Origin of the sequence: Blautia sp. DFI.9.10 (assembly GCF_024461705.1) — a bacterium.
In the GTDB taxonomy this organism is placed as follows: domain Bacteria; phylum Bacillota; class Clostridia; order Lachnospirales; family Lachnospiraceae; genus Blautia_A; species Blautia_A fusiformis.
Genome location: NZ_JANGAA010000013.1, coordinates 11414 through 34868 on the forward strand (window position 1 = coordinate 11414; position 23455 = coordinate 34868).

Here is a 23455-nt window from a genome sequence, read left to right on the forward strand (position 1 = left end):
GGAGCGCATTAATGAGAATGGAGTGAACAGGTTACTGTTCACTGGTAATGTCCCGCGAGGTGTTTTTTGTGAGCGAAGGTCACAGAAAACCCGAGACATACCGCGCGAATTTATGCGATCAGCATAAATTCTGTGCATCGCGAAGCGTGTTACTGAGAACGGAGTGAACAGTAACGTGAACAGTAACAGTTGTAGGGCCCGGGAAATTTATTCTTGCATTTAAACAGAAAATATATTACAATAATGTTACAAAAAAATTAAGAAAATTATGCTTTTATAATATAGAGGAGGATATATATGATCGATCTTGTAGATGTGAGCAAATCTTACGGTCCGGGTCTTCCGGCTGTGAATCATGCGAACTTACATGTTGATAAAGGGGAATTCGTATTTGTAGTAGGAAGCAGTGGCTCCGGTAAATCCACACTGATCAAGCTTCTGATGAAAGAACTGGATTCTACCAGCGGAACGATCACAGTCAGCGGGGAACGTCTGGAGAAGATGAAACACAGACGCGTTGCCAAGTATCGCAGAAAGCTTGGGGTAGTATTTCAGGATTTCCGTCTTTTAAAAGACCGTAATGTATATGAGAATGTAGCATTTGCGCAGCGTGTCATAGGAAGACCTACCCGTGTGATACGCAAACGTGTGCCGGAGGTTCTCCAGGAGGTAGGACTTGCAGGAAAGTATAAGGCATACCCGGATGAGCTTTCCGGTGGTGAGCAGCAGAGAGTTGCTCTTGCCAGAGCACTGGTAAACCGCCCAGACATCCTTCTGGCAGATGAGCCGACCGGAAACCTGGATCCGAAAACCTCTGAAGAGATCATGGCTCTGATGGAGCAGATCAATGACAGAGGAACCACAGTTCTGGTAGTTACCCACAATAAGGACATCGTCAATGCCATGCGCAAGCGAGTAGTCACCATGCACAACGGCAAGATCATCAGCGATGAGAAAGAGGGAGGATATCATGAGGCCTAGTACGATCTGGTATACCCTGAAGCAGGGCTTTAAGAATATAAAAAGAAACTGGATGTTTTCCCTGGCATGTATCATCACGATGGCAGCCTGCATTTTTCTGGTAGGCATTTTCTATTCCATCGTGAACAACGTCGGTAATATTGCCCATAAGGTGGAAGAAGAAGTACCGATCACAGTATTCTTTGATGAGGGCACTTCAGAGGAAGAGATCCAGGCGATCGGCGATGCTATTCAGTCCAGGCCGGAAGTGGCCAGGATGGACTATCAGTCCGCAGATCAGGCATGGGAAGAATACAAACAGAAATATTTTGGAGATGAAGATGCGGCAGATGGATTTAAAGATGATAACCCTCTTGCCAATTCATCCAATTATCAGGTATATCTTAATGATATTACCAAGCAGACAGAACTGGTGAATTATATCCAGGGACTGGAACATGTCCGGAAGGTAAATCAGTCTGAACAGGCATCCAGGACACTTGGTTCCATTAACAAGCTGGTTTCTTATGTGTCGATTGCCGTGATCGCAATCCTTTTGATCATTTCCATATTCCTGATCAGCAATACAGTATCTATGGGTATTTCTGTCCGCAAGGAAGAAATCGGAATTATGAAATACATAGGAGCTACAGATGCTTTTGTACGACTGCCATTCCTTCTGGAAGGTATGATCCTCGGTGTGATCGGTGCGGCGATACCGCTGATCTGCCTGTTTTTCCTGTATAATTCCGCTGTAGAGTTTATTCTGACAAAATTCAATGTATTGACAGGAATCGTGGATTTCATTCCAATCTGGCAGATTTATGAGGGTCTGGTTCCCATGGGACTTGGACTTGGTGTGGGAATCGGTCTTTTGGGAAGCTTTTTCACAACAAGAAAACATCTCAGAGTATAACCAAATAGCAGAGGATCTTATGTATCCGCAAGATGTGTGATCATAAGATATACAGCGGCTGTCGGAATATCGGCAGCCGTTTTCAGTATATAAAAACCGAACGGCGCACAGAGGAGTACAGAAAATCTGTGATCTTATCGGCTTTACCGGCTGTGCAGAAGAAAGGAAAAATATGAAAAATAAAGAATTCAAAAAAGGTATAGCCATTGGAGTGGCAGCAACGCTGGTTGTGACAGGCGCTGTTTTTACCAGCTATCAGAAAGTACTGTTTCCGAAAGGCAATGCGCTTTCCGATGTGAAAACGGTTCAGAAGCTGAATTACCTGGAAGAACTGATCGATGAAGAATATCTGGATGAAAAAGACGAAAGCAGCCTGCGTGAGGGGCTTTATGCTGGCCTGCTTGCCGGCCTGAAGGATCCGTACTCCACCTATTACACAGCAGAACAGTATAAAGAGCTGAATACTTCCAATGAAGGCTCCTACGTAGGGATCGGTGCCGTTCTTCAGAAGGATGACACCGGAGGGGCAAAGATCATACAGCTTTATGAGGGTGGCCCTGGAGAACAGGCGGGACTGAAAAAGGGAGATGTGATCAAGGCAGTAGATGGAGCTGATGTTACAGACAAAGAAACTTCAGATATTGCTGCCATGGTCCGTGACAGTGAGAAAGATTCCGTAATGCTGACCATACAGCGGGAAAACGAAGAGAAAACCCGGGATGTCAAAGTGGAGATCCGGGATGTGGAGATCCAGACGGTTTCCCATGAGATGCTTTCCGGAGACACCGGCTATATCCGGATCTCCGAATTTTCTGAGGTGACCAGCGATCAGTATAAAAAAGCATTTGCAGATCTGAAGGAACAGGGAATGAAGAAGCTGGTTGTGGATCTCCGTGATAATCCGGGAGGCCTTCTTACTGCAGTCTGCGGCGTGTTACGCCAGATTCTTCCGGAAGGACGGATCGTCTATACAGAGGACAAAAATGGAAAAAGGGAAGAGGAGACCTGCGACGGAAAAAATGAACTGGACATGCCACTGGCTGTTCTGGTAAACGGAAACAGTGCCAGTGCGTCGGAGATCTTTGCGGGGGCGGTAAAGGACTATGGGATTGGAACGATTGTAGGAACAACTACCTATGGGAAGGGTGTGGTGCAGACCATCCAGCCTCTTACCGATGGCAGTGCGGTAAAGATCACCATCGCAAAATATTTTACGCCAAAGGGCAATGATATCAACAAAAAAGGAATCACTCCGGATGTGGAAGCAGAGCTTTCCGGAGACATCACAGACTGGACAGAACTTACACATAAAGAAGACACGCAGCTTCAGACAGCCCTGAAAGAGATAGGACAGAGCTGATGCGTTCGGAGGAGAGAAAAAATGATAACTTTACAATTATTGCAGCAGATCATCGTATTTTTTCTGATGATGTCCTGTGGATTTACAGTGGTAAAATGCGGACTTATCGATGCAAAAAGCAGCAGGACACTTTCAGTCATCTGTATCTACATCATCATGCCCTGTGTAATGATCAATGCTTTTCAGATCGAATATTCCAGAAGCATCCGGAATGGCTTCCTTCTGGCAGTGGCAGCAGCCATCCTGATCCATATTTTTCTTCTGGTATTTGTACAGATCATCGGCAAGCCACTGAAATTAAGTGTGGTAGAAAAAGAATCCATCATCTATTCCAATTCCGGAAATCTGGTGATCCCTCTTGTAACGGTAGTCCTTGGTGAAAAATGGGTGATTTATGCCAGTGCTTTCCTGAGTGTGCAGATGATCCTGATGTGGACCCACGGACAGTCGCTGATGGAGGCGAAGGCCGGCATCAACTGGAAAAAAATCCTCTGCAACATCAATCTGATCGCTATTGTCCTTGGAATCGTTCTGTTCTTCACGCAGATCAGACTGCCGGTGATCCTTGGAAACACCATGAGCCAGATTTCAGCCACCCTGGGACCTGTATGTATGATCATGCTTGGAATGACCATGACGGAGGTAAAATGGAAAGATATTTTCAGCCATTCCAGGATCTATCTGATCACGATCTTGAAAATGGTGGTGACTCCGCTGCTCATACTGTTGTTTTTGAAGTATCTGCCCTTGGCTTCAATGGTAAAGGATGGAAAAACCATTCTGCTTATCAGTCTGATGGCAGTGATCACACCGTCGGCAACAACGATTGTACAGCTGGCACAGCTCTACGATCAGGACCCGGTCTATGCCAGCACCATCAATGTAATGACAACGCTGGTAAGTATCATAACCATGCCGCTGATGGTCATGTTGTATCTTGCCTGAGCATCTCAGGGAATCGTTACGGATAACTTTGTGTCAGGCAACATGCTTTGCGGATATTACCTGTGAACAGTGATCGGAAATCCTGCCCTCATAATTGTAAAAACAAAATAAAAGTGATAGAATCAAATCATATGAGGGCAGAAGAACTACATCTGCTCATAGTAGAAAACATAGCACACGATCATCAAAACAGGAGGATAGCATAAATGGAACGACATGCTTTTGCAATGAAAGTAAAAGAAGGAAAAATGAATGATTACCGTAAGACCTTAGGCGAGATCTGGCCGGAGCTTACTGCATATCTTGACCGTAACGGCATCCATAATTTCAGCATCTGGAATGCGGCAGACCTGATCTTCGGATATTACGAAAATGCAGACGGAGAGGTGATCTCTCCGGAAGAGGAGAAAGTAAAGGCAGCATTGACTGAAAAGATCGGAGATACCTTTACCTGGATCTCTACTCCTGGAAAAGACATGCGCCTGATGTATCATAATTTTGGTGTTGTGAGAGAAAACAAAGAGCTGATCCGCCACAGAATGTTCATGACAAAATTAAAAGACGGCTGTGAGGAAGAATATAAAGCCCGTCATGACGGACTTGTGGCGCAGAGAGGCGAAACAATAGATCCGGGCCCGGACAGCAACTTCAGCATCTGGAGTGCAGGCGGATATATTTTTGGATATGATGAGATCGACACAACCATGGAAGTGGAAGAAACACCGGAAGCAAGAGAGGCAACCATAGCATGGGAGACACGCCAGCTCGGGATCATGGACTGGATCACCAACGATGTGGACTGGATGACAAAAGAAGTACATCCGTCCAGTGTACGTCTTGCATGGCATAATTAAAAAATGGGAAAATAAAAAGGAAGGAGGCCGGGGCTTTGTTTGGAGGTAGCCCCGGCAGTATGAAAAAGAAAAAAGTGTTATCAAAGGTAGTACCCTTTGCACATCTAATAATATACTCATATTTTGTGGTCATTCTGTGACGTCATTCTGAAAAAAGTATGAACAAAAAAGAAAAAATAACTGAACTCAAATCTTAACAATTCTTAAACTTTCCATATTTAGTTGAAACCATACGCCCCGACTGTTATACTGTGACTAGCAGATGTTAGCAGGAGAAGAATATGTTTTATTCCTGATATCAATAAAATAATGAGGCGTGAATTTATGAAATGTTTTTGGAAATATGTAACAGGGATCGTACCTGCGTACGGGCTTTTTCCCCTTGTTTTTTCATTTGTATTTAACTGTCTTGTATATTCCGGTTCAAGGGCGATCGCAGGCGGTTGGTATCATCACAATATAGAAAGTAATCTTGATCTGCGGCTCCCATTTGTGCCGCAGTTTTTGATTATCTATTTTGGATGTTATGTATTTTGGGCAGTGAATTATATCCTTGCGGCAAGGCAGGAGCGGGAACAGGTTTACCGTTTTTTTACTGCGGATATTATATCCCGTTGTGTGTGTCTGATCATATTTCTGGCATATCCCACTACCAATACAAGACCGGTGATCGAAGGAAACGGAATCTGGGATCTGCTGGCCGGCTGGCTGTATTCCATTGATGCGGCAGATAACCTGTTTCCATCTATCCATTGTCTGGTAAGCTGGTTCTGTTTTCTGGGGATCAAGGATCAGAAAAGAATTCCGACATGGTATAAGGGGGTATCGTTTACACTGGCTGTGCTGGTTTTTCTGTCTACCATTTTTACCAAGCAGCATGTACTTGTGGATGTGGCAGGTGGTGTGATCCTGGCTCAGGTATGCTTTATTCTGGGACAGAAAACAAAACTCTGGCATATTTATGAACGGTTTGGAACTAAAATTGAAAAGAAGATCAACAGCTATACAGAAGGTGTCAAGTGATGAAGAGCAGAAAAAAGATCGTATTTAACGGAGTGTTCCTGGCAGTAGTTTTTGCCCTGACTATCTACGGCGTTTTTCACGGAGAAGACCTGTCTTCCATGATGGATGCCATACATAGGGCAGATAAACGGTGGCTGCTTCCGGGAATTGCACTGGTAGCATTTTTTATCTGGGGGGAATCCATCATTATCTGGTATATGATGCGTTCCAGCGGGATCCATCTGAAAAAAAGAACCTGCTTTCTGTTTTCGTCTGTAGGATTCTTTTTCAGCTGTATCACACCATCCGCCAGCGGCGGACAGCCCATGCAGATCTACTATATGAAAAAAGAGAAGATTTCCATTCCGGTGTCAACGGTGATCCTGATGATCGTGACGATTACCTATAAGCTGGTGCTTGTGGTGATCGGTATTGGGATCGCGATTTTCGGAAGAGGATTTCTTCACAAATATCTGGAAGGAATCCTGCCGGTGTTTTATCTGGGGCTGATGCTGAATATCTTCTGTGTCACTTTTATGACCATTCTGGTATTTCATCCGCTTTTGGCAAAAGCGATCCTGATGAAGGGCATGAAGCTTCTGGAACGGTTTCATCTGATGAGGAAAAAAGAGGGACGGCTGAAAAAACTGGAAGCTTCCATGGATACTTACCGAAATACTGCGGCATATCTGAAGAATAATCCGCTGGTGATCGTTAAAGTAATAGAGATCACTTTTATCCAGCGTATGGCACTGTTTGCAGTAACCTGGTTCGTATATCAGGCTTTTGGACTCCATGGAACCGGTTTCTGGGATATCCTTTTTCTCCAGGCAGTGATATCGGTATCTGTGGATATGCTGCCGCTTCCGGGAGGAATGGGAATCAGTGAGACTTTGTTTCTTACCATTTTCAGTCCGGTATTCGGTGGCCTGCTGCTTCCGGGAATGGTGCTTAGCAGAGGGCTGGGATATTACGGAGAGCTGCTGATCAGTGCGGTGTTTACTGCGGTGGCTCAGCTCACTATCGGAAAAAAGGAATCCTGAAAAGATTTGATCGAATGCAGATCGCGGAGATCTGCTTGACCCAGATCAGGTAAGTCCCCTGTGGGACTGTGAATATAGCCTGACATGAAAAAGAAAAAAGAGGTGTGCAAATGATAGGATTTTATGATTATACGGTAATAATGACTTACATAAGCGTAGTTTCTTCCATGATCGGAATCTTCTGCGCTGTGACGGACCATATTTCAGCAGCGGTGTGCTGTCTTGCATTTTCCGGACTGTGCGATATGTTTGACGGAAAGATCGCAAGAACTAAGAAGAACAGAACGGAGGAAGAGAAATGCTTCGGGATCCAGATCGATTCCCTTGCAGATATCGTCTGTTTCGGGATCCTTCCCATTGTGCTAGGATTTAAGCTTGGAATGTGTCATATTTACGGAATAGCTATTCTTTTATTTTACGGTCTGGCAGGCCTGATCCGTCTGGCATACTTCAATGTTATGGAGGAAAAACGTCAGAATGAAACCTCCGAAAACCGAAAATATTATCAGGGACTTCCCATCACATCCATGTCTGTGGTCCTGCCGCTTCTATTTGTGGTATCCCTGCTTTTTCCGGAGTATAAATGGTTTGTGGTGCTCCTTCATATCGCAATGCTGACGGTAGGACTTCTGTTTATCCTGGATTTTAAATTCCGTAAGCCCACCAACAGGGAGCTGGTGATCATTGTTGCGGTAGTTGCTGTGGCAGTTCTTCTTGTACTTTTCTACAACGAAGGATGGTGGAAGTTCAATTATCTCTATAAGCTTTCCATGGAGAGAGGGGGTAATCTATGATCCGGACAGCGGACAGAATGGGGCATATTACAGAGGAGGATTCCTTTCAGAACAACCTTATGGAAAAAATCTACGGTTCTGTAGCCGGACGCATGCTGATCCGGCCGCTGGTCACTCCTGTTGTTTCCATTGCCATGGGAAAGCTTCTGGATTCCAGGCTTTCGGCAGCAGCGGTGAAACCCTTTATACGGTTCAATCATCTGGATATGAGTGATTATGAAAAGCGTAAATATACTTCCTACAATGATTTTTTCAAGCGGAAGATCCGGGAGGGTGCCCGCCATATTGATATGGAACCGGGACATTTTATCAGTCCCTGTGACTGCAGGGTGAGTGTGTATCCGGTAGATGAAAAAGCCAGTCTTCATATCAAACAGACCGAATATACCATAGATGAGCTTCTCAGGAATCCTTCTCTTGGAAAAAGATATCAGGGTGGCTATGTGTGGGTGCTTCGTCTCTGTGTTCAGGATTATCACAGATATATTTATCCGGACAATGCGGCGGAGTCCGGACGCATCAGGATCCCGGGGATCCTGCATACAGTCAACCCCGTGGCCAACGATGCCTATCCGATCTACAAGGAAAACAGCAGAGAGTATTCTCTTTTGAAAACAGAGAATTTCCGTACCGTGCTGATGATGGAGGTAGGTGCTCTTCTTGTCGGAAGGATCGAAAACCGGCCAGGGAAAGCATTTGTGAAACGGGGAGACGAAAAAGGAAATTTTGCTTTCGGCGGCTCCACCATTGTGCTGATCACCGAAAAAAATGCGGTAAAGCCGGATGAAGATATTTTAAACAATTCCCGTGAAGGAATTGAAACAAGAGTATTCATGGGAGAAAAGATCGGAGAATCCTTTTAGAGGGTTCTCCTTTTTTGCGGATAAAATAAAAAAAATGAAATTACGTTCACACACACAACACAAACCTGTGATATATTATGAGCAGTAGCAAAGCGGAATGGAAATATCCGCTTTAGAATGAACCGGAAGTAAAAGCTCAGCTTTTTGTAAAGAGGGATGATACAGAGCATTTCGGGCTGTCAGCAGCTGTCCGGAACAGCGACTGAGAAACGGAGGAAGATAGAATGGATGCATTAAAAATTCTTGTAGTAGATGACGAGAGCAGAATGAGAAAACTGGTAAAGGATTTTCTCACCAAAAAGAATTTCCAGGTATTGGAAGCAGGTGACGGTGAGGAGGCCATGGATATTTTTTATAAAGAAAAGGATATTGCGCTTCTGATCCTGGATGTGATGATGCCGAAGATGGATGGCTGGGAAGTATGTCGTGAGATCCGCAAAAATTCCAAGGTTCCCATCATTATGCTGACAGCAAGAGGAGATGAGCGTGATGAGCTTCTGGGATTTGAACTCGGGGTGGACGAATATATTTCCAAACCCTTCAGCCCCAAGATCCTTGTAGCACGTGTAGAAGCCATTCTTCGAAGAACGGGACAGAGCAACCCGGATGAGATACTTTCAGCAGGTGGGATTGTCATTGACAAGGCAGCGCATCAGGCAACGGTAGATGATAAACCGATGGATCTGAGCTTCAAGGAATTTGAGCTTCTGACTTATTTCCTGGAGAATGAGGGAATCGCTCTTTCCAGAGAAAAGATCCTGAATTCTGTGTGGAATTATGATTATTTCGGAGATGCCAGAACCATTGATACTCATGTCAAAAAACTGAGAAGTAAAATGGGCGATAAGGGCGAGTATATCAAGACAGTCTGGGGGATGGGCTATAAGTTTGAGGTAGGAGAATGAAAAAACCGAAGGAAAAAATAAAAAAGATCCACAGTCTCCGTCATCAGATCACAGCATACTTTATCGGTCTGCTGTTTTTATCCATTCTGACTATTACCGTGATCAACGGAGCCTTTCTTGAAAAATATTATGTGACAAAAAAGATCGATGTACTTCTGAATCTCCGAACAACTCTGGAAAATACAGATATTGACAAGATGATGAACAGCAATAGCTCGAAAGGTATGGAGAGTATTCCCGATGAGATCCAGAGAGCCTGCTCCAGAAACAATCTTTCCTGGGTTATCATTGACAGCAGCAATACCAGCTGGCTTTCCTGGGGCGAAAATGAAAAAATGCTTCAGAGCAAGCTGTTCGGATATGTCTATGATCTGGATGAGGACGGAGATAAGAGCCGGACCTTGAAGCAGGGTGACAATTATACCATCCAGCAGTCGCATGACCGGTTTGCGGGAATGGATTATGTGGAATGCTGGGGACAGCTGGATGAGGAACATTATTTTATCATAAGGACACCCCTTGAGAGCATCCGGGAGAGCGCTGATATTTCCAATAAGTTTTACTTTGCGGTAGGTCTGATGATCATAATCTTAAGTGGTCTGGTCATTATGGTCGTGACCAGGAGGATCACCCGTCCCATCAGTGAGCTTACGGAACTTTCCAGAAAAATGTCAGATCTGGATTTTGAGGCAAAATACGAGAGCAAGGTCGGCAATGAGATCGATGTTCTGGGAGATAATTTCAACCGAATGTCCTCACAGCTGGAGACTACCATCAGTGAACTGAAATCTGCAAATAATGAACTGCAGCGTGACATTGAGGACAAGATCAAGATCGACAAGATGCGAAAGGAATTTCTGGATAACGTGTCCCATGAACTGAAAACTCCCATTGCCCTGATCCAGGGCTATGCAGAAGGCTTAAAAGAAAATATTTCTGATGATCCTGAGAGCAGAGAGTTCTATTGCGATGTCATTATGGATGAAGCCTCCAAGATGAATAAACTGGTAAAAAATCTTCTCACACTGAATCAGCTGGAATCCGGCAAAGATGCAGTTGTAATGGAGCGGTTTGATATCGTATCCCTGATCCGCGGCGTGCTTCAGACCATGAATATCATGATCGGGCAGAAGAATGCAAAAGTGATCTTTGAGGCGGAGAAGCCGGTTTATGTATGGGCCGATGAGTTTAAGATCGAAGAGGTTGTGACAAACTATGTAAGCAATGCCCTGAACCATCTGGAGGGAGAGAAAGAAATCGAGATCAAGCTGCAGGATGAGGGTAACCGTGTGAAGATCAGTGTGTTTAACACAGGGACTCCGATCCCTGAGGCAGATGTACCGAATCTCTGGAATAAATTTTATAAAGTTGATAAAGCGAGAACCAGGGAATACGGCGGAAGCGGTATCGGTTTATCCATTGTAAAGGCCATTATGGAAAGCATGAACCAGGAATATGGCGTGCAGAACTTTGATAATGGCGTGGAATTCTGGTTTACACTGGACCGGAAATAATAAAACTTTACCGTGATAATGTGAAAAAATGGGCGGCAGCAGAGAAAAGTCTTTGCAACCGCCTGTTTTTGCGTTATACTAAAGCAATGTAAATCGAAGGTGAGAGAGGAATATCGAGATACAAAAGAGCAGGAGGAAGCATTATTATGATAGGAATCATTGACTATGATGCAGGAAACATCAAAAGTGTGGAAAAAGCACTTCAGTATCTGGGACAGGAGACTGTCGTCTCAAGAGATCCCCAGGTGCTTCTGAAAGCAGATAAAGTAATCCTTCCGGGGGTTGGAAGCTTTGGTGATGCTATGGAAAATCTCAAAAAATACGGACTTGTTCCGGTAATACATGAGATCGTGGAAAAGGGAACGCCCTTTCTTGGGATATGCCTGGGACTGCAGCTGCTTTTTGAGAGCAGTGATGAGACACCGGGAGTGGAAGGTCTTGGAATCCTGAAGGGGAAAATCCTGCGCATCCCGCCAAGTACGGGACTGAAGATTCCGCATATGGGCTGGAATTCCCTGCATATTCAGAACAGCGGAAGATTATTTAAGGGTATTCCGGAAAACACCTACGTTTACTTTGTACATTCCTATTATCTTCAGGCAGAGGAGGAAGAGATCGTGAAAGCGACCACTCAGTACAGCACATGCATCCATGCGTCTGTGGAGAAGGGAAATGTATTTGCGTGTCAGTTCCATCCGGAAAAAAGCAGCCGGTGGGGCTTGAAGATCCTTGAGAATTTTGCGGCACTTGAGTCAGGCACCGGAAAGGAGGCATAATCATGTTTACAAAAAGAATCATTCCATGTCTGGATGTAAATAAAGGACGTGTAGTAAAAGGCGTGAATTTTGTTGATCTTAAGGATGCCGGAGATCCGGTGGAAATTGCCAAAGCTTACGATGCAGCCGGTGCGGACGAGCTTGTTTTTCTTGATATCACTGCCTCCTGCGAGGAGCGTGATACCGTGGTGGATATGGTAAGAGCTGTTGCAGCCAACGTATTTATCCCGTTTACCGTAGGCGGAGGAATCCGTACCGTAGATGATTTCCGGAAGCTTCTCCGTGAAGGTGCAGATAAGATTTCTGTAAATTCCGCAGCTATCGACCGTCCGGAGCTGATCCATGAGGCCGCACAGAAATTCGGAAGCCAGTGTGTAGTAGTTGCCATTGATGCCAAGAGAAGACAGGATGGCGGCTGGAATATCTACAAACATGGCGGAAGACTGGATACCGGTATTGATGCTCTTGAATGGGCAAAGAAGGTGGAAGAACTTGGCGCAGGTGAGATCCTTCTTACCAGCATGGACTGTGACGGAACCAAGGCCGGGTATGATATTGAACTTACAAGAGCCGTTGCAGATGCGGTTTCCATCCCGGTGATCGCCTCCGGTGGTGCCGGAACCCTGGAGCATTTTTATGATGCACTGACAGAAGGCGGAGCAGATGCGGCACTGGCAGCATCTCTGTTCCACTATAAAGAGCTGGAGATCCGGGAAGTGAAGGATTACCTTGCGGAAAAAGGAATTTCCGTGAGAAGATAAGTTAGATGAGAGGTGATAGATATGGCTCCTATAGCAGGAGACTGGCAGGAGGCACTGAAAGGTGAGTTTCATCAGCCCTACTATGCCAAACTTTATAAAACCGTGATGACAGAATACAGAACAAGAAAGATTTTTCCGCCGCCGGAAGATATGTTCAATGCGTTTCATTTTACGCCTCTGCATCAGGTAAAGGTTGTGATCCTGGGACAGGACCCCTATCACAATGACGGACAGGCTCATGGGCTTTGCTTTTCCGTAAAAAAAGGTGTGGAAACACCGCCATCTCTGGTGAATATTTATAAGGAACTTGAGGATGATATGGGATGTTATATCCCAAACAACGGTAATCTGGAAAAATGGGCAAAGCAGGGCGTGCTTCTTTTGAACACAGTGCTGACTGTACGTGCACATCAGGCCAATTCCCACAGAGGGATCGGCTGGGAACAGTTTACTGATGCGGCCATCCGGATCCTGGACCAGGAGGATCGCCCGATCGTGTTTCTTCTCTGGGGGCGGCCTGCTCAGATGAAGGCATCCATGCTTCATAATCCGAAGCATCTGATCCTGGAAGCACCACATCCAAGTCCCCTTTCTGCCTACCGGGGATTTTTCGGATGCAAGCATTTCAGCAAGGCTAATGAATTTTTGAAAGCCAATGGGGTAGAACCTGTTGACTGGCAGATTGAGAATATTTAAGTTAAGGAAAGTAAAATGGGTAAAAAAAATGATAACACACTTGTGAAAAACGCATCTTTTCTTATGGTTGCGGCGCTGATCTCCAAGATCATCGGAATGCTGTACAAGAGTCCGCTTTCAACTACACTGGGAAGTCAGAGCTTTGCACTTTTCCAGTTTGCACAGAATGTATATTTTATCCTGCTGATGATCGCGTCCTTCAGTATTCCTCAGGCTGTATCCAAGATCATGGCGGAGAAGATCGCTTTTCACAGATATAAGGATGCACAGAAGGTATTTTACGGTGCACTGATCTATGCGGCAGTTGCCGGCGGTATCGTGGCGCTGATCTGTGTATTTGGTGCAGGGATCCTGGTTCCGGACAGTATGGCTAACGCCCGTCTGGCACTGCAGATGCTTGCGCCCACAATTTTCATGTCCGGTCTCTGCGGTGTATTCCGTGGATATTTCCAGGCATACCGCAATATGATGCCTACATCGATCTCGCAGATCATTGAGCAGATCTTTGTGGCAACCTTTGCGCTTCTGATGTCACATGTATTTATCCAGCATTTTTCCGCAACAGGAGATATGGATCTGGTCCATCGCTGGGGTGCGGCAGGTGCTACCATGGGTACCGGAGCAGGTGTGGCTTCCGCGCTGATCTTTATGCTGATCGTTTATGGGGTAAACCGTAAGATCATCCGGAAAAGGATCGTCAATGACCGCCATTCTGTAAATGAGAGTATGGGTCATGTAATGAGTAATATCGTGCTCATCATCATGCCGATCATTCTTAGTGCTTTTATTTATAATGTAAACGGATATATCAACAGCTATATGTATTCCGGTATCATGGATATCAAGGGTGCTGCCAAGGACGTGATCCAGACCTTGTATTCCGAGTACGGATATTATATGACACTGATCAATATCCCGCTTACCCTGGCAAGTACAGCACCGACATCTATGATCCCTGAGGTTTCCGCGCATTATGCAATGCACGATATTGAAGGTGCAAATATGAAGACAGACCGTGCCACATGGATCAGTATGCTGATCTCCATTCCGGCGGCAGTAGGTCTTGCAGTTCTTTCCGGACCGATCACGAGACTGATCTTCCCGGGAACCAATGGCGTAGGCGGACAGCTTCTGATCCTGGGAGGAATCACCATTATCCTGAATGGCAACTCCAATATCACCAACGGTGTACTTCAGGGAATCGGCAAGCCGAAGCTCCCGATGATCCATGCAGCCATTGCACTGGTGGCAGATGTGATAGCCATGGCCCTGCTTCTGGTATTTACCAATCTTGGCGTTTATACCATTGTCATCGCCCAGATCGTTTATGCAGTTGTGATGTGTCTTCTCAACGACCGTTCCATCAAGAAATATATGGGCTATAAGAATCCATGGAGAAGTGCTTATTTAAGCCCGTTCCTTGCATCTATCCCGATGGGGGTTGTTGCGGGAGTGGTGTATTACGGTCTGTATGCACTGATTCATTCCAATGTGATCTGCCTAGGTATTTCCGTGATCCTGGCAGCAGTTGTATACTTTATTGTATATCTGTTTGTAAGCAAGCCCGGTGAAGAAGAGCTGGGTATGATGCCTGGTGGAAGATATATGAAGAAGCTGGCGAGAATGATGAAGATCATCTGATCTGTAAGTCCGATCAGTAAACGGCAATACAGTTATTCGGTGCAGAACTCAAAGTGAACACAGCTAGCACAGGAAAAAATACTCACAGATTTGTTCCGGCAGATTTCCAGCCGGAGGATCTGTGAGTATTTTTTATTGTATCAGGTCTCTGGAAATGCAGGCTTTTGAAGAATGGATTCCTTTTAGACTTTTTTCTGTGAAAACAGTCTTATGATCTCCAGAGTAACGTTCACAGCGGCATCCATTCCTTCTGCTGTAATATGCTCATAAGGCCCGTGATAGGCATGTCCGCCGGTTCCGAGATTCGGGCAGGGCAGTCCCATAAAGCTTAACTGTGCACCGTCTGTGCCGCCGCGGATAGGCAGGATCAGCGGTGTGACACCGCAGCTGTGGCAGGCTTCCTCTGCCAGAGATATCAGCCATGGGCAGGTATCGATGATCTCTTTCATATTGCGGTACTGCTGGGTGATGGTAAGAGTTACGGTACCTTCCCCCCATTTTTCATTGAGGATCTCCGTGATATGGGTGAGCGTTTTCTGACGGATCTCAAAAGAAGCGGCATCGTGATCCCGGACAATATACTGAAGCTCAGCCTGGGAAACATCTCCTTTCATGGAACACAGATGGAAAAATCCTTCGTAGTCTTCTGTATTCCTGGGAGTGTCCGCTGCCGGAAGCATGGAGTTAAATTCCATGGCAATGAGGGCTGCGTTGATCATAGTATTTTTGGAAGAACCGGGATGTACATTAACACCCTGGAAGGTTACTTTTGCACTGCAGGCGTTAAAGTTTTCGTACTGGATCTCGCCTTCCGTATCACCGTCCAGGGTATATGCATAATCCGCACCGAATTTTTTTACATCAAAGTGGGCCGGTCCCATGCCGATCTCTTCATCCGGAGTAAAAGCAACGCAGAGAGGTCCGTGAGGTATTTTTTCCGTAAGGATATGCTCCAGCGCAGTGAGGATCTCTGCAATGCCGGCCTTGTCGTCTGCGCCCAGGATCGTGGTTCCGTCTGAGGTGATCAGGGTACGTCCGGCAAGTGAAGCAAGATGGGGGAACATTTCCGGGGAAAGAGTTCTGCCGCTTGTGCCGAGAGGGAGCTCTTTTCCATCGTAATCTTCTGTGATCATCGGTGTGACTGCATGGTCGCAGAAATCGGAAACCGTATCCATATGAGCGATAAAGCCCAGTGCTTTGCAGTGCTCCAGACCTTCTGTAGCAGGAAGATGTGCATAAACGTAACAGTGTTCATCCAGAGACACATCAGAGATCCCAAGGCCTTTCAGTTCCTCCACAAGAAGCCGGGCCAGGTCAAACTGGCACTGGGAAGAGGGGGAAGAAGAGCTTTCTTCATTGCTGGGTGTGGATATTTTTACATAGGATAGAAGTCGTTGGTATGCTTTCATAGAAGAATATTCCTTTCTGAAAAATTCCTTCCGGAACAGACGGCAGCTGTATTTATGGAATCCGCCTGTTTTTCCGGAGATAATAACAGTATACCACACAGTATCCGTATATTTTCAGAAAAAATTTCCCACGATATGAAAACCTGTGCTATAATCTGTGGGATAATAAAAAACAGGAGGATTTGAGAGTGGAAAAAAGAATCATACAGGTCGAAGAAAAAGTACCTGCAAAGATGCTGATACCGTTAAGTATCCAGCACATGTTCGCCATGTTCGGAGCATCCGTACTGGTGCCATTCCTTTTTGGTATCAGTCCGGCTATTGTGCTTCTGATGAATGGTGTGGGAACACTCCTTTTTATTTTCATTACAAAAGGAAAAGCACCGGCTTATTTGGGCTCCAGTTTTGCCTTCCTTTCACCGGCTCTTCTGGTGATCAGCAAGTATGGATATGAGTATGCCCTTGGTGGTTTCGTTGTTCTGGGTATTGCTGGTATGTGCGTGGCATTGATCGTCCGCCAGTGCGGAACAGACTGGATCGATATCGTGCTTCCCACAGCGGCAATGGGACCGGTAGTGGCACTGATCGGTCTGGAACTTGCGGGAAATGCAGCAAGTACGGCAGGACTTCTGGACGAGAAGGTAGATCCGAAGAATGTGATCGTATTTCTGGTCACACTTGGAGTTGCGGTATTCGGGCAGATCCTGTTCCGGGGCTTCCTTTCTGTTATTCCGATCCTGATCGCGATCATTGCGGGATATGTGGCAGCAGGTGCATGCGGGCTTCTGGATTTTACACAGGTAAGGGAAGCGGCATTTTTGGCTCTTCCCAACTTTACATCTCCGAAATTTAATTTTGAGGCCATTATGACGATCTTTCCGGCATTGCTTCTGGTAACCTCCGAGCATATCGGCCATCAGATCGTAACCGGAAAGATCGTTGGAAGAAATCTTCTGAAAGATCCGGGTCTCCACAGATCCCTGTTTGCAGATTTCTTCTCTACCACAGTTTCCGGATGCCTTGGTTCTGTACCGACAACTACTTACGGTGAGAACATCGGTGTCATGGCAGTGACAAAGGTTTACAGTGTACAGGTGATCGGTGGTGCGGCAGTGCTTTCTATCTGCTGTTCCTTCCTCGGTAAACTGGCAGCCCTGATCAGTACCATTCCCGGTCCGGTGATCGGTGGGATTTCCTTCCTTCTTTACGGAATGATCGGAACCTCCGGCCTTCGTATGCTGGTTGACAATCACGTGGATTACAGCAAGTCCAGAAATCTGACGCTGACAAGCGTTGTCTTTGTTGTAGGTCTTTCCGGAATTGCCCTGAAGCTTGGAAATGTTGAGCTTACCGGTATGGTGCTGGCATGTGTGGTTGCCATGGCATTAAGCCTTGTATTCTATATTCTGGACAAACTGAAGCTGACCAACGATCAGTGACAGGAAATATATTGCATAAAAAGCAGATGAAGAGGGAAATCTTTTTATCTGCTTTTTGGCATTCAGAGAGGAAAAAGAAATCATGTATGGGAAGCCTTTTGTCGGATTTTCAGAGATCCTGTCAACAAAAAAAAAGAGGGATTTTCAAGTATCTTATTGACAATCATTCCGTTTTATAATACTATGTAATACAGAAAACACGAACAAAGGTTCGGATTAAAGGAAACCTGATTAGAAAGAGAATAAAGAATAGGAGATTACATAATGATCAGTGAAGAGAAGCAGAAGGCGCTGGAAGCGGCTCTTGGAAATATTGAGAAACAGTTCGGTAAAGGCTCTGTCATGAAGCTTGGAGATTCCAGTTCCCATATGCAGGTGGAGGCAGTTCCCACAGGATGCTTAAGCCTGGATATCGCCCTTGGTGTAGGTGGTGTTCCCAAGGGACGTATCGTGGAGATCTACGGACCGGAGTCCAGTGGTAAGACAACGGTAGCCTTACATATGGTCGCTGAAGTGCAGAAGAGAGGCGGAATCGCAGGATTTATCGATGCGGAGCATGCTCTTGATCCTGTTTATGCCAAGAGTATAGGTGTTGATATCGACAACCTTTATATTTCACAGCCGGATAACGGAGAGCAGGCGCTGGAGATCACAGAGACTATGGTACGTTCCGGTGCTGTGGATATCGTGATCGTGGACTCTGTTGCAGCCCTAGTCCCCAAGGCTGAGATCGAAGGAGATATGGGAGACAGCCATGTAGGTCTGCAGGCCCGTCTGATGTCACAGGCACTCCGTAAACTGACAGCTGTTATCAGCAAGTCCAACTGCGTGGTGATCTTTATCAACCAGCTTCGTGAAAAGGTTGGAGTGATGTTTGGCAATCCGGAAACTACAACCGGTGGACGTGCGCTGAAATTCTATGCATCTGTCCGTATGGATGTACGCCGTGTGGAAACATTGAAGCAGGGTGGTGAGATGGTCGGAAACCACACCCGTGTGAAAGTAGTTAAGAACAAGGTCGCTCCGCCATTTAAGCAGGCAGAGTTTGATATCATGTTCGGAACCGGTATTTCCAGAGAGGGAGATATCCTGGATCTGGCTGCAGAATGCTCCATCGTAAACAAGAGCGGAGCCTGGTATGCATATGAGGGGGATAAGATCGGACAGGGACGTGAGAATGCCAAATTATTCCTGCGAGAGCATCCGGAGATCCGCGATGAGATCGAGAAGAAGGTTCGTGTACATTATCATCTGGATCCGGCAGATGAGACAGCAGAAGCAGCAGTACAGGCAGAAGATACAGAGAAGGAAGAGTAATCCATGCTGGATCTGGAAGAACGAAACCGTGCAAGAAAGAAAGCCATGCGGCTTCTGGAACATATGGACCGCACAGAGAAAGGCCTGACGGATAAACTCCGTCAGGCTGAATTTTCACCGGAGGCAGTAGAAGATGCCATTGCTTATGTGAAGTCCTATGGGTACATCAACGATGCCCGTTATGCCAGAACCTATATCTCCTTCCGCATGGAAACCAGGAGCCGTCAGAAGATCCTCTCGGAACTTCAGTTAAAGGGTGTGGACCGTCAGACTGCCTTGGATGCCTGGAATGAGATGGAAGAGCTTATGGAACCGGACGAGCGGGAGGTATTACGCAGGACGATCGAAAAGAAATATGCGCCGGACACAGAGCTTGATGAAGGACAGATGCGAAGGTTGTATGGATATCTGGCCAGACGAGCGTTCCGGTATGAGGATATTTCCCATACCCTGGAAGAAATGAACATCCGGGTGAACCGTGATATGGAATAACTCGTTACTGTTCACCGGTAATGTCCCGCGAGGTGTTTTTTGTGAGCGAAGGTCACAGAAAACCCGAGACATACCGCGCGAATTTATGCGATCAGCATAAATTCTGTGCATCGCGAAGCGTGTTACTGAGAACGGAGTGAACAGTAACAATAACTCTGCGGAGAAAAAGAGCCAGTTTATATATGCTAACCAAAATCTGCTTTTTCATGAGAAAAACTTGACATAAATGTGAAAAACAGCTAAACTTGTATTGTTGTATTTGTACAATGAAAACTAAATAAGGAGGTGCTCCTGTGGCAGGCACAATTATCGGTGTTATTGTCGCTGTGGTAGTCACGCTACTTATTGCAGTTCCTGTTACTTGCAAGGTTGCTGTTGACAAGAAAGTACGCAAGGATGCGGAAATCATAGGTACAGCAGAGGATAAGGCAAGGAATATTCTTGATGAAGCATTGAAAGCAGCAGAGACCAAGAAACGCGAAACTTTACTTGAAGTAAAGGAAGAATCTCTGCGAACTAAAAATGAACTGGAAAGGGAAACCAAGGAACGGAGAAACGAGCTGCAGAGATACGAAAAGCGAGTTTTGTCAAAAGAGGAATCTGTTGACAAAAAAGCCAATGCAGTGGAGAAGCGTGAGCTGGAATGTACAGCGAAATTTAACGAGTTACAAGAAAAAGAAAAACGAGTAAATGAACTTGAGGAAAAAGGAGTACAGGAACTGGAACGAGTTTCAGGTCTTACCTCCGAACAGGCAAAAGAAGAATTACTGAAATCTGTAGAAGATGACGTAAAGGTGGATGTTGCAAGACTCTATAAAGAGCTTGAGAACAGAGCCAAGGAAGATGCCAATAAGAAAGCCAGGGAATATGTAGTCAATGCCATTCAGAAATGTGCAGTGGATCATGTTTCCGAGACAACGATTTCTGTGGTACAGCTTCCAAGTGATGAAATGAAGGGAAGGATCATCGGTCGTGAAGGCCGTAACATCCGTACACTTGAGACACTTACCGGTGTGGATCTGATCATTGATGATACACCGGAGGCAGTGGTACTCTCCGCATTTGATCCGATCAGGAGAGAGATCGCCAGAGTGGCTCTTGAGAAACTGATCGTGGATGGACGTATCCATCCGGCAAGAATTGAAGAGATGGTAGAGAAAGCCCAGAAAGAAGTGGAAGCACAGATCCGGGAAGACGGTGAGAATGCTGCCATGGATGTAGGGGTACATGGAATCCATCCGGAACTTCTGAAGCTTCTTGGACGTATGAAATTCCGTTCAAGCTATGGACAGAATGCTCTGAGACATTCAATTGAGGTTGCACAGCTTTCCGGACTTCTTGCAGGAGAAGTTGGTGTGGATGTGCGTATGGCCAAGCGTGCCGGACTTCTTCATGACATTGGTAAATCCATTGACCATGAGGTAGAAGGTTCTCATATTCAGATCGGTGTAGATCTCTGCAAGAAATACAAGGAGTCCCCGATCGTTATCAACACGGTTGCGTCTCATCATGGTGATGTGGAGCCGGAATCTCTGATCGCGTGTATTGTACAGGCTGCTGATGCAATTTCCGCAGCAAGACCTGGAGCAAGACGTGAGACCCTGGAAACCTATACCAATCGTCTGAAACAGCTTGAGGATATCACCAATGAATTCAAGGGTGTAGAGAAATCTTTTGCTATTCAGGCAGGAAGAGAAATTCGTGTTATGGTCGTGCCGGATCATGTAAGTGATGCAGATATGGTTCTCCTTGCAAGAGATATTGCAAAGCAGATCGAGGCAGAGCTTGAGTATCCTGGACAGATCAAAGTTAATGTGATCCGTGAAAGCAGAGCGGTTGACTACGCAAAATAAGCTTTCAATGGAAGAAAGTTCTGGAAATATCAAAGGCCGGACAGCTTTTTAGCTGGCCGGCCTTTTTTTGTCATGTGGAAAAACGGTCATATTACTGGAAAAACAGGCGTAAACTGGTACAGGGTGAGTAAATGGAGAGTAAGACAGAGAACCGGAAGTGGAAAAATGCCGGACGTTTTCCGGCGGAGCTTCTTTTTATGACCGGATTTTTTGCGGGAAATGTGTTGCCGAATCTGATCTGGAAAATGGAGTGGAAACAGAAAACCCTGGCTTCTTTTTATCTGATCCGCAGCTTTGCAGGAAAAGATATTTCCGGCGGAGCTTATTTCCTGGAAGTGCTGCGACGAAGAGGAGGTTTTTTTCTTCTGTTGTTTTTATGCGGATTTACAATATTCGGAGTGCCTTTGACGGTCGCATATATGCTGTTTTTGGGAATGGAGACAGGAATGATTCTGGCATTATCGGTTCTGGAATTTGGTATTTATGGCGGTGTGGCCGGCGCCGGACTTCTGATGCCGCAGTATCTGGTCTATATTCCGGCGTATTTTTATCTTGCAGGTATCGTATACAGACAATCGTATGGGATCTGGAAAAATTATGGACTTGTGCCGCAGAAAACAGGGGCTTATTTTCGGCAGGGGATCACAGTTTTTCTGCTGTATACAGGAGGAATCCTCGCAGAAAGTTTTCTGAATCCTTGGATCGTAGAAAAAGTTATAAAGGGCCTGAAATTTTTTTGAGGAAAATTTCCACAATATCTAGTGATGGTTTCCATAAAATCTGCGATATTTGGTGGTTTGTGCCGGAAAGTGTTGAAATTGTGCGGTTTTACGATGAAAAACTGTTTGATTTTATGTAAAATTCACAGTATAATTCAGTCATAAACGAGTATGATTTTAGAGAAACGGGATGCAGAGAAATGGACATAGAGATACGGGAATTTATTACATATTTACATAATAGAAAAAGGACGTCACATAATACAGAAGTATCTTACCAGAGAGACCTGAAGAAGATGGCAGTGTATTTTGCAGATCGTGGGATCTATGATATCCGAGATGTAGGAGAACTGGAGCTGGAAGGCTATCTCAGCTATATGGAGAGAGGACAGTTCGCTTCCTCAACGATCTCCAGAAATGTAGCATCTATCCGTGCCTTGTTTCAGTATCTTTATCAGGAGAACAGGATCGAGAGGGATCCGTCTCTGGAACTGAAGCCGCCCAAGGTTGAGAAGCGGATGCCGGAGATCCTTACTGTGGATGAGGTAGACCGCCTTTTGAAACAGCCGGATCTGAATACACCGAAGGGAATCCGGGACAGTGCCATGCTGGAGCTTTTGTATGCTACAGGAATGCGTGTCAGTGAACTTTTGCGGCTGAATCTGGAGGATCTCAATCTGCGGCTTGGTTATGTAGTCTGTCACGATGAGGATAAGGAACGGGTGATCCCGATAGGAAATGTATGCAAAACAGCCATGGAGAAATATCTGAAGGAAGCCCGTGGAAAATTTGTGAAAGAAAATGAGACGGAGAGTCTTTTTACCAACTGTTCAGGAAAATCCATGAGCAGACAGGGATTCTGGAAGGTTCTGAAGGGATATGCAGAGGAAGCCGGGATCCAGCATGATATCACGCCGCATACACTGAGACATTCTTTTGCCGCACATATGCTGCAGAATGGAGCGGACGTGAAGAGTGTGCAGGAAATGCTTGGACATTCGGATATTTCCACCACACAGGTCTATCTGAATTTTGGCGTTGCGAAAATGCGAGACGTATATATGAAAGCACATCCGAGGCATTGATCTGTAAGAAATAATATAAAAAACGCGTTCAAAAAAGAACCGGCAGTTTCCAAAATGGAAGAATGTCGGTTCTTTTTTTGAACATAAATTGTAGAATGATCACAAATGTCT

The 23455-nt window shown here is 45.6% G+C and carries 22 protein-coding genes; 21 read left to right on the forward strand and 1 reads right to left on the reverse strand.

Annotation, left to right across the window (positions count from 1 at the left end):
• The first annotated feature begins 297 nt into the window (after window positions 1–297).
• From ftsE to NE671_RS09300, 15 genes are all read left to right on the forward strand, one after another.
• Window positions 298–981 carry a cell division ATP-binding protein FtsE gene (ftsE, locus tag NE671_RS09230; protein WP_015526972.1) on the forward strand — a complete coding sequence of 228 codons (684 nt, stop codon included), beginning with the start codon at window positions 298–300 and terminating at the stop codon, window positions 979–981.
• On the forward strand, window positions 971–1876 hold the full coding sequence (gene ftsX, locus NE671_RS09235; protein WP_015526973.1) for a permease-like cell division protein FtsX: 906 nt from the start codon (window positions 971–973) through the stop codon (window positions 1874–1876). The genes ftsE and ftsX overlap by 11 nt, the downstream gene beginning before the upstream one ends.
• Window positions 1877–2048: 172 nt before the next feature.
• On the forward strand, window positions 2049–3236 hold the full coding sequence (locus tag NE671_RS09240; protein ID WP_256163907.1) for a S41 family peptidase: 1188 nt from the start codon (window positions 2049–2051) through the stop codon (window positions 3234–3236).
• Between the two features lie 21 nt (window positions 3237–3257).
• Window positions 3258–4181: an AEC family transporter gene (locus NE671_RS09245; RefSeq protein ID WP_173745729.1), complete on the forward strand. Its 924-nt coding sequence runs from the start codon at window positions 3258–3260 to the stop codon at window positions 4179–4181.
• Between the two features lie 206 nt (window positions 4182–4387).
• Window positions 4388–5035 (forward strand): L-rhamnose mutarotase, encoded by a 648-nt coding sequence (locus tag NE671_RS09250; protein ID WP_015526977.1) that lies wholly within the window; start codon window positions 4388–4390, stop codon window positions 5033–5035.
• A gap of 324 nt (window positions 5036–5359) precedes the next feature.
• Window positions 5360–6058: a phosphatase PAP2 family protein gene (locus NE671_RS09255; RefSeq protein ID WP_118608632.1), complete on the forward strand. Its 699-nt coding sequence runs from the start codon at window positions 5360–5362 to the stop codon at window positions 6056–6058.
• On the forward strand, window positions 6058–7080 hold the full coding sequence (locus NE671_RS09260) for a lysylphosphatidylglycerol synthase transmembrane domain-containing protein (protein WP_256163908.1): 1023 nt from the start codon (window positions 6058–6060) through the stop codon (window positions 7078–7080). Before NE671_RS09255 ends, NE671_RS09260 begins: the two co-directional genes overlap by 1 nt.
• Window positions 7081–7190: 110 nt before the next feature.
• Window positions 7191–7874, forward strand: coding sequence for a CDP-alcohol phosphatidyltransferase family protein (locus NE671_RS09265; RefSeq protein WP_021650799.1), 684 nt, complete (start codon window positions 7191–7193; stop codon window positions 7872–7874).
• Window positions 7871–8737, forward strand: a complete 867-nt coding sequence (locus NE671_RS09270; protein ID WP_256163909.1) for a phosphatidylserine decarboxylase — start codon at window positions 7871–7873, stop codon at window positions 8735–8737. The genes NE671_RS09265 and NE671_RS09270 overlap by 4 nt, the downstream gene beginning before the upstream one ends.
• Before the next feature lie 224 nt (window positions 8738–8961).
• Window positions 8962–9642, forward strand: a complete 681-nt coding sequence (locus NE671_RS09275) for a response regulator transcription factor (RefSeq protein ID WP_015526981.1) — start codon at window positions 8962–8964, stop codon at window positions 9640–9642.
• Window positions 9639–11156, forward strand: a complete 1518-nt coding sequence (locus tag NE671_RS09280) for a sensor histidine kinase (protein WP_022426553.1) — start codon at window positions 9639–9641, stop codon at window positions 11154–11156. Before NE671_RS09275 ends, NE671_RS09280 begins: the two co-directional genes overlap by 4 nt.
• A 146-nt stretch (window positions 11157–11302) precedes the next feature.
• The gene (hisH, locus tag NE671_RS09285; RefSeq protein ID WP_118368452.1) at window positions 11303–11932 is read left to right on the forward strand and encodes an imidazole glycerol phosphate synthase subunit HisH; all 630 of its coding nucleotides are present in this window, start codon (window positions 11303–11305) and stop codon (window positions 11930–11932) included.
• Between the two features lie 2 nt (window positions 11933–11934).
• Window positions 11935–12693 carry an imidazole glycerol phosphate synthase subunit HisF gene (gene hisF / locus NE671_RS09290; protein WP_059085355.1) on the forward strand — a complete coding sequence of 253 codons (759 nt, stop codon included), beginning with the start codon at window positions 11935–11937 and terminating at the stop codon, window positions 12691–12693.
• Window positions 12694–12714: 21 nt separating this feature from the next.
• Window positions 12715–13389, forward strand: a complete 675-nt coding sequence (ung, locus tag NE671_RS09295) for a uracil-DNA glycosylase (RefSeq protein ID WP_021650805.1) — start codon at window positions 12715–12717, stop codon at window positions 13387–13389.
• Window positions 13390–13404: 15 nt separating this feature from the next.
• Window positions 13405–15030, forward strand: coding sequence for a putative polysaccharide biosynthesis protein (locus NE671_RS09300; RefSeq protein WP_021650806.1), 1626 nt, complete (start codon window positions 13405–13407; stop codon window positions 15028–15030).
• A gap of 182 nt (window positions 15031–15212) precedes the next feature.
• Here the strand turns inward: NE671_RS09300 and pepT are convergent, their stop codons facing one another.
• On the reverse strand, window positions 15213–16439 hold the full coding sequence (gene pepT, locus NE671_RS09305) for a peptidase T (RefSeq protein ID WP_021650807.1): 1227 nt from the start codon (window positions 16437–16439) through the stop codon (window positions 15213–15215).
• Between the two features lie 188 nt (window positions 16440–16627).
• On the opposite strand from pepT, the gene uraA reads away from it, so the two are divergent.
• From uraA to xerD, 6 genes are all read left to right on the forward strand, one after another.
• Window positions 16628–17878, forward strand: coding sequence for a uracil permease (uraA, locus tag NE671_RS09310; RefSeq protein WP_021650809.1), 1251 nt, complete (start codon window positions 16628–16630; stop codon window positions 17876–17878).
• Window positions 17879–18142: 264 nt separating this feature from the next.
• A complete protein-coding gene (gene recA, locus NE671_RS09315) occupies window positions 18143–19195 on the forward strand; it encodes a recombinase RecA (protein ID WP_015526986.1) in 1053 nt (350 codons plus the stop codon).
• A gap of 3 nt (window positions 19196–19198) precedes the next feature.
• The gene (locus tag NE671_RS09320; protein ID WP_022426695.1) at window positions 19199–19687 is read left to right on the forward strand and encodes a regulatory protein RecX; all 489 of its coding nucleotides are present in this window, start codon (window positions 19199–19201) and stop codon (window positions 19685–19687) included.
• 293 nt (window positions 19688–19980) lie between these two features.
• Entirely contained in the window at window positions 19981–21540 is a 1560-nt protein-coding gene (rny, locus tag NE671_RS09325) for a ribonuclease Y (protein WP_021650814.1), read from the forward strand.
• A gap of 131 nt (window positions 21541–21671) precedes the next feature.
• Window positions 21672–22280: a stage II sporulation protein M gene (locus NE671_RS09330; RefSeq protein WP_092069579.1), complete on the forward strand. Its 609-nt coding sequence runs from the start codon at window positions 21672–21674 to the stop codon at window positions 22278–22280.
• A 179-nt stretch (window positions 22281–22459) separates the two neighbouring features.
• Entirely contained in the window at window positions 22460–23344 is an 885-nt protein-coding gene (xerD, locus tag NE671_RS09335; protein WP_015526990.1) for a site-specific tyrosine recombinase XerD, read from the forward strand.
• Window positions 23345–23455: the final 111 nt, after the last annotated feature.